At 70.9% G+C, this 14,410-nt stretch carries 12 protein-coding genes and 1 pseudogene; 8 read left to right on the forward strand and 5 right to left on the reverse strand.

Features of this window, described 5'->3' with window-relative positions; genetic code table 11:
• Window positions 1–147 precede the first annotated feature (147 nt).
• On the forward strand, window positions 148–1,959 hold the full coding sequence (locus OG446_RS09645) for an MFS transporter (protein WP_328893625.1): 1,812 nt from the start codon (window positions 148–150) through the stop codon (window positions 1,957–1,959).
• Here the strand turns inward: OG446_RS09645 and pepE are convergent.
• A complete protein-coding gene (pepE, locus tag OG446_RS09650; RefSeq protein ID WP_328893626.1) occupies window positions 1,922–2,650 on the reverse strand; it encodes a dipeptidase PepE in 729 nt (242 codons plus the stop codon). The genes OG446_RS09645 and pepE overlap by 38 nt on opposite strands.
• A 71-nt stretch (window positions 2,651–2,721) precedes the next feature.
• On the reverse strand, window positions 2,722–3,555 hold the full coding sequence (locus OG446_RS09655) for an IclR family transcriptional regulator (protein ID WP_328898256.1): 834 nt from the start codon (window positions 3,553–3,555) through the stop codon (window positions 2,722–2,724).
• Between the two features lie 156 nt (window positions 3,556–3,711).
• Between OG446_RS09655 and OG446_RS09660 the strand changes: the two genes are divergently transcribed.
• The 7 genes and pseudogenes from OG446_RS09660 (at window position 3,712) to OG446_RS09690 (ending at window position 11,406) form a co-directional block, all read left to right on the forward strand.
• Entirely contained in the window at window positions 3,712–4,665 is a 954-nt protein-coding gene (locus OG446_RS09660) for a DUF1177 domain-containing protein (protein ID WP_328893627.1), read from the forward strand.
• The gene (locus tag OG446_RS09665) at window positions 4,665–6,053 is read left to right on the forward strand and encodes a cytosine permease (RefSeq protein ID WP_328893628.1); all 1,389 of its coding nucleotides are present in this window, start codon (window positions 4,665–4,667) and stop codon (window positions 6,051–6,053) included. The genes OG446_RS09660 and OG446_RS09665 overlap by 1 nt, the downstream gene beginning before the upstream one ends.
• Window positions 6,050–7,381, forward strand: a pseudogene (locus OG446_RS09670) (M20/M25/M40 family metallo-hydrolase). The gene OG446_RS09665 and the pseudogene OG446_RS09670 overlap by 4 nt, the downstream one beginning before the upstream one ends.
• A gap of 110 nt (window positions 7,382–7,491) precedes the next feature.
• Window positions 7,492–8,136, forward strand: a complete 645-nt coding sequence (locus tag OG446_RS09675; protein ID WP_328893629.1) for a class I SAM-dependent methyltransferase — start codon at window positions 7,492–7,494, stop codon at window positions 8,134–8,136.
• Window positions 8,137–8,281: 145 nt separating this feature from the next.
• Window positions 8,282–9,244, forward strand: coding sequence for an N-acetylmuramoyl-L-alanine amidase (locus OG446_RS09680; protein ID WP_328893630.1), 963 nt, complete (start codon window positions 8,282–8,284; stop codon window positions 9,242–9,244).
• 251 nt (window positions 9,245–9,495) lie between these two features.
• Window positions 9,496–10,275 carry a hypothetical protein gene (locus OG446_RS09685; RefSeq protein WP_328893631.1) on the forward strand — a complete coding sequence of 260 codons (780 nt, stop codon included), beginning with the start codon at window positions 9,496–9,498 and terminating at the stop codon, window positions 10,273–10,275.
• Window positions 10,276–10,395: 120 nt separating this feature from the next.
• Window positions 10,396–11,406 (forward strand): LLM class F420-dependent oxidoreductase, encoded by a 1,011-nt coding sequence (locus OG446_RS09690; protein ID WP_328893632.1) that lies wholly within the window; start codon window positions 10,396–10,398, stop codon window positions 11,404–11,406.
• Window positions 11,407–11,412: 6 nt separating this feature from the next.
• On the opposite strand, the gene OG446_RS09695 is transcribed toward OG446_RS09690, so the two are convergent.
• From OG446_RS09695 to rsgA, 3 genes are all read right to left on the reverse strand, one after another.
• Window positions 11,413–12,213, reverse strand: a complete 801-nt coding sequence (locus OG446_RS09695) for an SAM-dependent methyltransferase (protein WP_328893633.1) — start codon at window positions 12,211–12,213, stop codon at window positions 11,413–11,415.
• A 219-nt stretch (window positions 12,214–12,432) separates the two neighbouring features.
• Entirely contained in the window at window positions 12,433–12,948 is a 516-nt protein-coding gene (locus OG446_RS09700; RefSeq protein ID WP_328893634.1) for a GNAT family N-acetyltransferase, read from the reverse strand.
• A gap of 68 nt (window positions 12,949–13,016) precedes the next feature.
• Window positions 13,017–14,126 carry a ribosome small subunit-dependent GTPase A gene (gene rsgA / locus OG446_RS09705; protein ID WP_328893635.1) on the reverse strand — a complete coding sequence of 370 codons (1,110 nt, stop codon included), beginning with the start codon at window positions 14,124–14,126 and terminating at the stop codon, window positions 13,017–13,019.
• Window positions 14,127–14,410: the final 284 nt, after the last annotated feature.

Below are 14,410 nucleotides of genomic sequence, written 5' to 3' on the forward strand. Positions count from 1 at the left end.
CTTGACCTGTTCTTGCCCAATTCACCGGAATACCTCGGAGGTACGGAAGGTTGCACCGTGCACGCACTTGGCGGTCAGCGCTGTCCGCTCCAGGGACCGCACTCCCGCCCGCACCTCTCCCTCTCCTGCCGCCCGGAGGCCGCACGCATGCCACAGACGACGCACGAACAGCCCGCCGCGGAGCTTCCTGATCCGCGGCCTTCGAAGGCGGGGCGCGGGATCGTCCCCGTACTCGCCTTCGCGGGCATCACCGTCGCGGTGATGCAGACCCTGCTCGTCCCCGTCATCAAGGACCTGCCCACCCTCCTGCACACCGACCCGTCCAACGCGACCTGGGTGATGACCGCCACCCTGCTCGCCGGGGCCGTCTCCACCCCGATCATGGGGCGGCTCGGGGACCTCAACGGCAAGCGGAGGATGCTGCTGGCCAGCCTCGCCGTGATGGTGGTCGGCTCGCTGATATGCGCGTTCACCGACGACCTCGTGATCATGATCGTGGGCCGTGCGCTCCAGGGCTTCGCCATGGGCGCCATCCCGCTGGGCATCGGGATCATGCGGGACGAGCTGCCCCGCGAGAAGCTCGGCTCGGCGATGGCCCTGATGAGTTCCTCGATCGGAGTGGGCGGCGGACTCGCGCTGCCCGCCGCCGCGCTGGTCGCCCAGCACACCGACTGGCACACCCTCTTCTTCGGCTCGGCCGGTCTCGGCGTCCTGGCCATGGGCCTGACCGTGCTCGCGGTGCCGGAGACCTCGCTGCGCGCTCCCGGGCGGTTCGACGTCACGGGCGCGCTCGGGCTCTCGCTCGGCCTGGTCCTCCTGCTGCTGCCGATCACCAAGGGCAGCGACTGGGGCTGGACCTCGGGCACCACGCTCGGCCTGATCGCCGCCGCCCTGGTGGTCCTCGTGCTCTGGGGCGTCTTCGAACTGCGGAGCGACGCGCCACTGGTCGACCTGCGGACCACGGCCCGGCGCGAGGTGCTGCTCACCAACCTCGCCTCGATCATGGTCGGGGTCGCGTTCTACGCCGTCTCGCTGGTCCTTCCGCAGCTGCTCCAGCTGCCGACGTCGACCGGTTACGGGCTCGGCCAGTCCATGGTGGTCGCCGGACTGTGCGTGGCCCCGCTCGGCCTGACCATGATGTTCGTCGCCCCGGTGTACGCCCGGATCTCCGCCCGGTACGGCCCCAAGACGACCCTGATGCTCGGCATGCTGGTCATCGCGATCGGTTACGGGGCCGGGCTCGGCCTGATGAGCGCCGCCTGGCAGACCATCGTGATCGCCGTACTGCTCGGGGCCGGTATCGGACTCGCGTACTCCTCGCTGCCCGCGCTGATCATCGGGGCGGTCGACGCCTCGGAGACGGGCGCGGCCAACGGTCTGAACACCCTGATGCGCTCGATCGGCACCTCCGTGTCGAGCGCGGTGATCGGCATGGTGCTGGCGAACACCTCGGTGCGCATGGGGTCGGTCTCGGTCCCCAGCATGGAGGGGTTCCGTACCTCGTTCATGATCGCTACGGGAGCGGTGCTGGTCGGTCTCGTCCTGGCGGCGTTCCTGCCGTCACCGCGGAAGACCTCCGCGCCGGTGCTCCTGGCGAGCAGCGCGGCCGACGACGCCGCGCGCGAGGCCGGCGACCCGCTCCCCGCCGTCCCGCACCCGTTCGCGGGCTCCGACGGCTTCCGCGGCCGGGTACTGGAGGCGGACGGCACGCCGGTGGCCGGTGCCAACGTCACCCTGATCGACCGGCACGGCCGGCAGGCCGGGCTGACCACCACGGACGCCGAGGGCCGCTACGCGCTCGCCGCCCCCGGCAGCGGCAGCTTCGTCCTGGCCGGATCGGCCGCCGGATACGCGCCGCGGGCCCGGCCCGCGTCGTACCCGGCGGACGGACCGCGCAGCGAGACCGATCTGGTGCTGACGCTCAGCGCACCGGAGCGTCGAACCGCGCTGCGGTCGTGAGCAGATGAGAGACGTCCGCCCCCACCGGGAGCTCCTGCGGCTGCGCGCCGCGGGTGAACAGCCGGGCGGGGCGGGCGCCCTGGACCCGGGCCTGGCGCCCGTCGACCCGCAGCCATGAGCCCTCGCGCAGACCGAGCACGGGGACGTCGTTCTCCTCCAGGAACTCGGTGAGCCGCTCCTCGCGGGTCTCGCCCTTGTGGGTGCTGGCCGGGTCCGGGTCCAGGTAGTGCGGGTTGATCTGGAACGGGACGAGGCCGAGGGTCTCGAAGGACGGCGGCTGCACGATGGGCATGTCGTTGGTCGTACGGAGAGTGGGCGCCGCCATGTTCGTCCCCGCGCTGGCCCCCATGTACGGGAGCCCGTCGCGCACCGCCTCGGTGACGGCGTCCCGCAGACCGGTCCGGTAGAGCGCGCTCAGCAGCCGGAACGAGTTGCCGCCGCCGATGAACACGGCGTCGGAGGCGGCGAGTTCGGCGACCGGGTCGGCGTTCTCGTGGACACCTCGGACGCTGATGCCGACCGGTTCGAGGGCGGTCCGGACGCGTGCGGTGTACGTGGTGTAGTCGGCGAGCGCGTAGGGCACGAAGGCCAGCCGGGCGCCGGAGGGCAGGAACGCGGCCACCGTGTCGAGCGCGTGTTCCAGGTAACCGCGGCCGTACTGGGTGGAGTTGGAGAGCAGGAGCAGATTCACGGGGTTCCTCTTGGGGGTCGTTCTCTTCGGATCGGATCGCGGGAGCCGGGGGCAGGTGGCCTGATTCCGGGTCAGGTGGCCCGGGTCCGGCGGGCCTTGGGCTTCGGGCGCTGCGGCGGGTGGGTCAGGCGCTTCTCCAGCAGGTCGGCGGCCTGCCGCAGCGCATCGAGACGGTTCTCCGGCGCTCCGTCGAACCGCTCCTTCGCGCCGCCCAGGCTGAGGCTGCCGTACGGTTCACGCCCGAGGAAGACCGGCACGGCGACGGTCGCGATGCCGGCGTCGTACTCACCGACCGTCCAGGCGTACCCCTGGGCGCGGACCTTCAGGAGCTCCTGCTCCAGCAGGTCCGGATCGGTGACGGTCCGGTCGGTGAACCGGGCCATCGGGCGTCCCCGGAAGAGCCGGTGACGCTGCTCGTCCGGCAGGTAGGCGTAGTAGGACTTGCTGGTCGCCCCGGCGTGCGCCGGGTAGAGCTCGCCGACCAGCGGGTAGTAGCGCAGCGGCCCGGCCTCGCCCTCCTCGGCGGCCACGCACCGCATGTGGAAGCTGTCCGGCAGGCAGAACAGCACGGTGTCGCCGGTGACCCGGCGCAGCTCCTCCAGGACCGGCCCGGCCAGCAGCTCCAGCGATCCGGAACGCTCCCAGAGCCTGCCCAGGCGCAGCACGGCGGGGCCGATGCGGTAGCGGCGGGTGGCCGGGTCGGAGACCAGGAAGCCGCGTCCCGCGAGAGTGGCGAGCAGCCGCTGGGCCACCGAGGTGTCCCAGCCGAACTCCTCGGCGACCTCCGTGACGCCCCAGTCGGGTCTGGTGCGCTCGAACGCGAGCAGCACCAGGAGCGCCCGGTCGACGGTTTGCAGGGCCCCGGCGGGGGTGCGCCGGTCCAGATCGAAGTCCGCCATGGTCATCTCACCCATCTCACCATTCAGACCTGAATTGCAGATAACGGGAAATACTTGCGCTCAACGCTATCCGATCCCGAATCTGCTCTCAGCACCCCGTCCGGCGTCCCACACCCTGCCGGGCGCCGGACGGGCGTGATGGATGCGCGAGAAAGGCCCCCCATGTTGAAGTACGTACTGGACGTCGTCGATCTCCTCGACGATCCCCAGGCCAGTGGCAAGACGGTCGTCGAGTACCTCGACTCCGTGGCTGGGGCCGAGGGCTCGTCCGCGGAGGTCACCACGGTCGCCGGCGAGCAGGGCTCGACGGACTTCGTGATGGTCCGCATCCCCGGCTCCCGGGGACGCACGGCCGGAGGCGACGCCCGCACCCTGGGCGTCGTCGGCCGGCTCGGCGGCATCGGCGCCCGGCCCGAGGTGACCGGCATGGTCTCCGACGCCGACGGCGCGGTCTCGGCCGTCGCCACCGCGGCCAAGCTGCTCGACATGCGCCGCCGCGGCGATGTGCTGCCCGGCGATGTGATCGTCGCCACCCACATCTGCCCGAACGCGCCGACCGAGCCGCACGACCCGGTGCCGTTCATGGGCTCGCCCGTGGACATCGCCACCATGAACCGGCACGAGGTGACCGACGCGATGGAGGCCGTGCTCTCCATCGACACCACCAAGGGCAACCGGATCATCAACCACAAGGGCCTCGCCCTGTCGCCCACCGTCAAGGAGGGCTGGGTGCTCCGGGTCAACGAGCAGTTGGGCGAGCTGCTGGCCGTGGTGACCGGTGAGCCGTTGGTCACGTACCCCGTGACCACGCAGGACATCACGCCGTACGGTAATGGTGCACACCACATCAATTCGATCCTCCAGCCCGCCACCGCGACGGCCGCCCCCGTCGTCGGCCTGGCCATCACCTCGGCCGCCGCGGTGCCGGGCTGCGGTACCGGCGCGAGTCACGAGAGCGACATCGCGTCCGCCGCCCGCTACGCCGTGGAGGTCGCCAAGGCCTACGGCGGCGGCCACCTGGACTTCCACGACGCGGTGGAGTTCGACAACCTCGTCAACCGCTACGGGTCGCTGGCTCACCTGCAGACCTTCGGCCGCACCCCCCAGGAGTCCTGATGGCAGCCGCCCCGCAGGCCGACGCCGTGGCCCACGAGACCAAGAGCATCGGCAGCGACGACTACTCGCTCTCGCGCGTCCCGCGCGACAAGCGGTTCGGTTTCTGGTCGATGCTGCTCCAGTGGCTGGCCCAGTCCGGTTCGATCTCGCAGTTCACGCTCGGCGCCACGATCGGCGTCGGCATGACCTTCGGCGACGCCTTCCTCGCCTTCACGCTCGGCGCGGTGATCCTGGAGATCGTGATCTTCGCGATCGGTCTGGCCGGTATGCGCGAGGGTCTCGCGACCCCGATGCTGACCCGCTGGGTGGGCTTCGGCCGCAACGGCTCCGCGCTGGTCAGCTTCGTCATCGCGGTCAGCCTCGTCGGCTGGTTCGGCGTCCAGAACACGATCTTCGGCAACAGCGTCTCGGCGCTGGTCGGCGGACCGTCCTGGATGTGGTGCGTGTTCGCCGGGATCGCCATCACCGCCCTGGTGATCTTCGGCTTCACGTACATGGCGAACTTCGCGAAGATCGTCACCCCGCTCTTCTTCGCGATGGTCGCCTGGTCCGTCATCACCACGCTCAACGACCACTCGTTCAGCGACCTGATCCACTCGCCGCCGCCCGGCGAAACGATTCCGCTGGCCGTCGCCGCCACCGCCATCGCGGGCGGCTACATGACGGGCGCGATCGTCTCCCCGGAGATGACCCGCTACAACAAGAAGGGCTCGCACGTCTTCCTGCAGAGCGCTTCCTCGATGATCCTCTCCGAGTACATCGTCGGACTGACCGGTGTGCTCCTGGGGCACCTGGTGAAGAGCAACGAGGTCTCGCACATCGTGCTCTCCACCTCGGGCGCCTTCGGCGTGATCGTGGTCCTGATGTCCACCGCCAAGATCAACGACTGGAACCTGTACGGCTCCTCGCTCGGCGTCGTCAACTTCTTCCAGGTCGTCTTCGGCAAGCGCGTCCACCGCGGCGCGGTCACGATCGTCCTCGGCATCGCCGGCACGCTCCTGTCCGCGGTCGGGATCATGACTCACTTCACCGAGTTCCTCACGATCCTCGGCGTCGCCATCCCGCCGATCGGCGGCATCATCGTGGCCGAGTACTGGGTCGTGAAGAAGATGCGCAAGCCGCTGGACGACACCCGGGAGTCCCAGACCCTGCCGAAGTCCTCGCCGACCTGGGTCCCGATGTCGATCGTCATCTGGATCGTGGCGTTCTGCGTCGGCAAGTTCTACGACGGCGGCATCCCGGCCCTGAACTCGCTGGCCACCGCCTTCGTCCTGTACTGCGTCCTCGGCCTGCTGGGCTGGGTGAAGCCGTACGGCACCTCCACCCTGGACGACGAGGGCGACGCAGCCCCCGCCGCCCGCACCACCACTTCCGTGGGAGCAGCATGAGCACCACCCCCGCCCCAGCCGCACCCCTGGTCCCCGCCTCCGACGAGGCCCAGGCCGAGGTCGTCGACCTCTGCGCCGAGCTGATCCGCTTCGACACCTCCAACCCCACGAGCAACGAGCGCGCGAGCGCCGAGTGGGTCGTGGGCCGCCTCGCCGAGGTCGGCATCGAGTCCGAGCTGATCGAGTCCGCCCCGGGCCGGGCCAGCGTCATCGCCCGGATCGCGGGCCGCGATCCCGAGCGCGGCGCCCTGATGGTCCACGGCCATCTGGACGTGGTCCCCGCGGACGCCTCCGAGTGGCAGGTGCCGCCGTTCTCGGGCGAGATCCGGGACGGCTACCTCTGAGGCCGCGGCGCGATCGACATGAAGGACACGGTGGCCGTCATGCTGGCCACCGCCCGCCACTTCGCCCGCACTGGCACGCGGCCCTCCCGGGACCTCGTCCTGGCCTTCCTCGCCGACGAGGAGGCGGGCGGCAAGTTCGGCGCCCACTGGCTGGTCGAGCACCGCCCCGAGTTGTTCGCCGGGGTCACCGAGGCGATCGGCGAGGGCGGCGGTTTCTCCTTCGCTCTCGACGAGACCCGTCGCCTCTACCCGATCGAGAACGCCCAGCGCGGTATGGCCTGGATGGAGCTCACGGCGACCGGCCGGGCCGGCCACGGCTCGTCCCCCAACGACGAGAACGCGGTCACCGACCTCGCCGAATCGCTGACCCGGATCGGCCGCGAGACCTTCCCGATCCGGCTGATCGAGCCGGTCCGCGCCCTGCTGGAGGAGGCTGCCCGCCTCTACGGCGTCGAGTTCGACGAGAACGACATCGAGGGCAGCCTCGCGAAGCTCGGCCCGGTCTCCGACTTCATGCAGGTGGTGCTCCGCAACTCGGCGAACCCCACCATGTTCACCGCCGGCTACCAGACCAACGTGATCCCCGGGAAGGCCACGGCACGCGTCGACGGCCGCTTCCTGCCGGGCCACGAGCAGGAGCTGATCGACACGATCGACAAGCTGCTGCTGCCCTCGGTCACCCGGGAGTGGGTCAACCACGACATCGCGATGGAGACCACGTTCGACGGCCCGCTCGTCGACGCCATGTGCGACGCGGTGCGCGCCGAGGACCCGGACGGCCACCCGGTGCCGTACTGCAACCCCGGCGGTACGGACGCCAAGGCCTTCACCCACCTGGGCATCCGCTGCTTCGGCTTCAAGGGCCTGAAGCTCCCGCACGACCTGGACTACGGCCGGCTCTTCCACGGCGTGGACGAGCGCGTCCCGCTGGAGGGACTGCGCTTCGGCGTCCGCGTCATGACGCGGCTCTGGCAGAGCTGCTGAACCGTCCCTCGCAGCCGCACACCCCCGCCGACCGCGTCGGCGGGGGTGTACGGCACGATGGGGCGCCGTCGAACTGCCCGCCCTGCACCCGTCCCACCAGGAGGAACCCCGTGGCCGCCGAGCCCAAGCCCGAGATTCTCGCCGCGTTCCAGGCCGCCAAGGGCTTCATGCCGGTGGTCGAGGGACTCGCGCTGTACGCCGCCGCCACCGATGCGGCCGCACTCGGCCTGCCGCTGCTGGAGGTGGGCACGTACTGCGGGCGCTCCACCATCCTGCTCGCCGACGCGGCGCGTGCGGCGGGCGTGACGGCGCTCACCGTCGACCACCACCGGGGCAGCGAGGAGCAGCAGCCCGGTTGGGAGTACCACGACCCGACGGTGGTGGACCCCGAGGTCGGCCGGATGGACACCCTGCCGACGTTCCGCCGGACGCTGCACGCGGCCGGTCTGGAGGACCACGTGGTGGCGCTGGTCGGACGTTCTCCGCAGGTGGCGGCCGTCTGGGGCGGCCGGCTCGGCCTCGTCTTCATCGACGGCGGTCACACCGACGAGCACGCGAACGGCGACTACGAGGGCTGGGCGCCGCATGTCGCCGAGGGCGGGCTCCTGGTGATCCACGACGTGTTCCCGGACCCGGCCCACGGCGGCCAGGCCCCGTACCGGGTGTATCTGCGGGCGCTGGCGTCGGGGGCGTTCACCGAGATCTCCGTCACGGACTCGCTGCGGGTGCTGCGGCGTACCGGGGCGGGAATCTGAGCGCTCGGGTACGCCGCGGCGGGGTCCCGGAGGCCACGTACCGGGGCGGAGATCCGAGCGCCCCGCACAGCGCTCGGCCGCCACGCGCCGGGGCGGGAATCCGAGCGCCCCGGACACCGCGCGGGCTCCCGGATAGCATCGCCGGGTGCGTCACGACGAGAGTGCTCCCCCCACCGCCCGCCGTCCGAAGCTGTCCGCCGCGGCGGCGCTGACCGTGCTGTGTCTGGGCATCGGCGTCTGCGTCTCCGGCTGCGGCGGCGACAGCGGCGCGCAGGCGCAGCCCGGGAAGGGCGGTGACCCGGCCCCGTCCTCGGCGGCCGCGTCCACACCCGCCGCCCCGACGTCCCCCGCGTCACCGTCTCCGTCGCGCACCGGCCCGTCCCCGTCGAAGAAGTCCACCGGGTCCGCCGACCCCACCGCCCCCTCGGCCTCCGGTCCGCTGTCCGGGAAGACGGTCGTCATCGACCCGGGCCACAACCCGGACAACCACCTCCACACCTCCGAGATCAACCGGCAGGTGGACATCGGCACCGCGCACAAGGAGTGCGACACCACCGGCACCTCCACCAACTCCGGTTACACGGAAGCCCGGTTCACGCTCGACGTCTCGCACCGGCTGCGGACCCTGCTCCAGGCACAGGGCGCGAAGGTGGTCCTGACGTACGACGGCGACCGGGCGTTCGGGCCCTGTGTCGACGAGCGGGCCCGGATCGGCAACAAGGCCGGGGCGGACGCCGTCGTCTCCGTCCACGCGGACGGTTCGGTGGCGGGGAACCGCGGCTTCCATGTGATTCTTCCCGCAGCCGTGCGCGGCGGTGGCGCGGACACCTCGAAGATCGTGGGTCCCTCGCGCGATCTGGGCACCCGGATCGCCGGACTCTTCGTACGCGCTACCGGAAGTGCGCCTTCCAATTACATCGGCGGCGGTACCGGCCTGGACACCCGCAAGGATCTCGGCGGACTGAATCTGTCGACCGTGCCCAAAGTCTTCATCGAATGCGGCAATATGCGTGATCCGAAGGACGCCGCCCTGCTCACCAGCGCGGGTTGGCGCCAGAAGGCCGCCCAGGGCATCGCGGACGGCATCAGCAGCTACCTCAGGGGGTAGTGGCCGACGGCATCAGCAGCTGCCTCAACGGGTAGTAAGAGGTGGTTCTGCGATGAATTCGGGAGGATGCCCACCCAAGGACCGGGCAGGAACACCACCCGCCCGGGCAGACGATAGATTCATCCGTACGATGGGGGGCCGCTCCCGAGCTTCGCGCCGTACCCGCCGTACCGGTGGCAGCGACGACCCCGACGAGACGACCGACTAAGGACCTTCACGTGAATATCCGCTCCCTCACTCGAGGCGATGGCGTGGTGATCGGAGCAGCGGTCGTGCTGTTCATCGCCTCTTTCCTGGACTACTTCGACTACGGAAGCACCAGCGTCGACGCGCCGAACTCCTGGGACTCCCTGGGTAACGCGATCGGTGTCTACATGGTCGGCGTGATCGGTGCCGTACTGATCGTGCTGTCCCGTTCGCAGCCGCAGCCGCGCAAGGTCGTCGGTCTCGACCTGGCCCAGTTCGGTGTCGCCGCCACGGTGTTCACCGCGTGGAGCCTCTTCTGGACGATCATCGACCTCGGCCAGATCGACGCCGGTGCCGGCCTGATCCTCGGCCTGATCGCCTCGCTCGCGCTGGCCGCGGGCGCGGTCGCCTCCCCGCTGCTCCCGGCCCTCAAGGCCCCGCTGGCGGGCGCCCCGAAGCCGCAGGCCGTACAGCCTCCGTACGGCGGCCAGCCCGGCCAGGGCTACGGCTACCCGGGTGCCCAGCAGCCCTCGTACGGTGGCCAGCCGCAGGGCCAGGCGCCGGCGTACGGCGGTCAGCCGCAGCAGCCCGGTCAGCCCGACCCGCAGCAGGCTCAGGCTCCGGCCCAGCAGGCGGCGCCCGCAGGGGACTTCACCCCGTTCTGGTTCGCGGTGCCGGTGGCCCGTCCGCTGTACGGCGAGGACGGTTCGCCGTCCCCGATCGCCGAACTGGCGCCGGGCACCTGGTACCTCGCGGTCGAGCAGCGCGGCCCGGCCCTCATCGCCCAGACGCAGGACGGCTGTCGCGGTGTGCTCCAGGACACCACGGGCATCCAGCGCGGCTGACACCACAGCGCACGCGGTAGCGACAGTGGCCCCCCGCCCCTTCCGGGCGGGGGGCCACTGTCGTACTCTCCGACTACATCTGACGTATCGTCATATCTTCGGTTCGCGGGAGGCAGCGGAATGCGGCTCGGACTCGCTCTCGGTTACTGGGGCCGCGGCCCGAACCCGGCGCACCTGGACCTCGCCCGCGAGGCGGAGGAGTTGGGCTACGCCTCGGTGTGGACGGCGGAGGCGTGGGGGTCGGACGCCTTCACCCCGCTGACGTGGATCGCCGCCCATACCTCCCGTATCCGGCTGGGCACCGCCATCGCGCAGATGGCGGCCCGCACCCCGACCGCCACGGCGATGCACGCCCTGACCCTGGACCACCTCTCCGGCGGCCGGATGATGCTCGGCCTCGGACTGTCCGGCCCCCAGGTCGTGGAGGGCTGGTACGGGCGGCCGTTCCCCCGCAGCCCGCTCACCGCGACCCGCGAGTACGTCGACGTCGTGCGCCAGGTCCTGCGCCGGGAGGCGCCCGTCGCCCTGGACGGCCGGTTCCACTCCCATCCGTACAACGGCCCGGACGCCACCGGCCTCGGCAAGCCGCTGAAGCCGATCACGCATCCGCTGCGCGCCGAACTCCCGCTGCTGCTGGGCGCGGAGGGGCCGAAGAACATCGCCCAGACCACCCGGATCGCGGACGGCTGGCTGCCGCTGTACTGGTCACCGATGCGCACGGATGTGTACGAGGCCTCGCTGACCGGTCTCCCCGAGGGGTTCATGATCGCGCCGATGGCCCGGGCGCACGTCTGTGACGACGTCGCGGAGGGCCTGCTGCCGGTGAAGGCGATGCTCGGCTTCTACATCGGCGGCATGGGCGCCGCGGCCCGCAACTTCCACGCGGACCTGATGGCGCGGATGGGCTACGAGGAGGAGGCGCGGCACATCCAGCACCTGTTCCTGGACGGGCGCAAACAGGAGGCGGTGCTGGCCGTCCCGGACGCGTTCGCCGACGAGATCTCACTGGTCGGCCCCCGCGAACGCATCGCGGAACGGCTGGAGTTGTGGCGCAAGGGCCCGGTCACCGACCTCCTGGTGACGGCACCGGACCCCCACACCCTGCGCGTACTCGCAGAACTCAACCAGTAACCACAACTACCGCTTGGCGGCGACGAACCCCCACTGGTCGACCGGCTCACCGACGACGGGCTCCTCGGGGCGCCACAGGCTGATCGAGCCGAAGCCCGGCTCCACGAGTTCGAGTCCGTCCGCGAAGGTCGCCATGATCTCCTTGGGCCGCGAGATGTAGGGCATGGCGCCGCCACTGGCGTACTCCTCGGACCCGGCCTCGGTCACCGGCGTCCCGATCGTGTCGCACTGCATCAGATAACTGCCCACGGGCAACGCGTCCAGGTAGCTGCGGAGCAGCGCCGCGGCCTCGTCCGAGTCCGCGACGTGTCCCAGCGTCGAGAGCACCATCACGGCGACCGGCTGGTCGAGGTCCAGCGTCCGCGCGGCCTCGCGCAGCACGGTCTTCGCGTCCCTCAGGTCCGCGTGCACATAGTCCGTCTTCCCTTCGGGCCGGCTGGTCAGCAGGGCCCGCGCGTGCGCCAGGACGATCGGGTCGTGGTCCACGTACACGATGCGTGCCGTCGGCTCGACGCCCTGGGCGACCTCGTGCGTCGCGTTCGCCGTCGGCAGACCGGTGCCGAGATCCAGGAACTGCCGTATCCCCGCCTCACCGGCCAGATACCGCACCGCCCGCGCCTGGAACGCCCGGGAGGCCCTCGCTATGTCGATGATCTGCGGGTACAGCTCCTCCATCGTCGCCCCGAGCCGACGGTCCACCTCGTAGTTGTCCTTGCCGCCCAGCCAGTAGTTCCACACCCGCGCCGAATGCGGCGTCCCCGTGTCGATTCCGTCCACCGACGTCGGGGTGCCTTGCTCGTCAGTCATGAGCCCTCATCAAGTCGCACATCAGGTTGCGCGCACGACCCCCGTACCGCGCACACCCATGCTGACTCACCAACATCATCCGCACCAGCCCGAACAGGAGGCAACTGCCCTGCGGGGAAAGGCGGCAGAGGGAGGACGACCGCAGCTCAGGGCTCTGCCCCAACCACGGCCGGCCGGCCCGTCGCCGTGCTGCGACGGGCCGGCCGGATCCCGGATCCGTCAGACGCCGAAGGGCGCCGGGTAGTGGATGGTGCCCGTCGGGACGGGAGCGGTGGCGTCGAGGGCGAGGACCATCATGGCCTCGTCGGGCACCTCGAAGGTGGGGCGGATGCCGTGTTCCGAGGCCGGGGTGAACCCGAACCGCGGGTAGTACTCGGGGTGTCCCAGACAGGTGACGAGGTTCTCGCCCCGGTCGCGGGCGGCGTCGAGGGCGGCACGGATCACGGCGGATCCCGCTCCCGTCTTCTGGTGGGCGGGAAGTACCGCGCACGGACCCAGTACGAGGGCGGGGCTGTCGTCGATGTGGCAGCGGGTCAGCAGCGCGAAGCCCGCGACGGTGCCGTCCGGGGCTTCCGCGACCAGGGAGAGGCCGGGAATCCAGGCCGGGTCGGAGCGCAGGGCCTCGACGAGGTCGGCCTCCAACGGGGTCGGGAACGCGCCGAGGTTCACCTCGCGGATCGCGGCGATGTCGGCGGTCGTTTCGGGGCGGGTGGTCCAGGTGAGGGGGCTGTTCATGAGAAGAGACCGGTCCGTTTCGCAGAGAGGAGAGGGGGCGGAGCTGTCCGTGGCGATGTCGTGCGGCGTCACTGCTGGCGCTCGCGGAAGCGGTAGGTCGCGCGCAGGTGGCGGGTGATGGACTTCTGCTGGTCGGTGCGGCCGGCCCGGTTACGGGCATCGCTGCGGGAGGCCGCCCATTCGCTCTCGCGCAGCAGCTTGCGATAGCTCTCCAGGCGGCGTTCGCTCAACTGGCCGGTGTGGATGGCCTCTTGGACCGCGCAGCCGGGCTCGCGGTCGTGACCGCAGTCCCGGAACCCGCACTCCTCGGCGAACTGCTCGATCTCGGCGAAGACCTGCTCCAGCCCGTCGGCGGCATCCTGCAGGCCGATGCCCCGCAATCCCGGGGTGTCGATGAGTACGCCCCCGCCGGGCAGCGGAAGCAGCTCGCGGTGAACGGTGGTGTGGCGGCCCTTGCCGTCCTGGGCCCGGACCGCGCCCGTCGCCAGGACGTCGGCGCCGAGCAGCGCGTTGGCCAGCGTGGACTTGCCCGCGCCCGAGGGGCCGAGCAGCACGGTGGTGCCGTGGGCCAGCGCGGTCAGGACATCCAGGCCGACACCGGTGGCGGCGCTGGTGACCACGGTGTCGACGCCCGGCGCCAGCGTGGCGACCCCGGCCTGCGCGGCGTCGGCGTCGGCCGGGTCCGCGAGGTCCTGCTTGGTGAGGGCGAGCACGGGCCGGGCACCGCTGTCCCAGGCCAGCGCGAGCAGCCGCTCGATCCGCCCCGGATTCAGCGGGGCCGCCAGGGAGACGGCGACGACCACGATGTCGATGTTGGCGGCGAGTGCCTGCCCGTGCGAGGAGCGGCCGGCGGCGGAGCGCACGATGGCACTGCGCCGTGGCAGCAGGGCCACCAGCTGCGGATCGGAGCCGGTACGCAGAGCGGCCCAGTCGCCGGTGCAGGGGGAAAGGACGGGGTCCGGCGAGGACACCGCCGAGGAGCCCGCCCGCACGGGGCCGGACTCGGTGACCACGTCACACTGACCGCGATCCACCCGCACGATCCGGGCCGGAACCAGTCCAGCGGCGCGATGCGCGGCGAAATCACGGTCGAACGCTTCGTCCCATCCGAACGCGGTCAGCGTGGAGCCGGCCGACCCGGATGACGAGGAAGAGGGGGTGGAGAAGGAGAATGACAACTGAGAGACCTTTGAGTGAGGGCCCCGTAGGACGTCACACCACCACCACGCGAGCGGACACGCTCACAGCACGATGGAGGAAAGGAACGTCAGACCGGGACCCGGGACGTGAGGATGGCCCGGGCGCTGCCGACAGCAGCGATCTCTACCGCGGTCATTAACCTCACCTCCCTCACATAGTCACAAAACAAAAAAGTCCTCCAAGAGCATACCACCCGATTTCACACTCGCCCACCGAGCGACCGTGGCGACGTCACCCAGCCGATCCGGCCCGGCCGCGGCAT

This window comes from Streptomyces sp. NBC_00236, assembly GCF_036195045.1.
Lineage (GTDB): Bacteria > Actinomycetota > Actinomycetes > Streptomycetales > Streptomycetaceae > Streptomyces.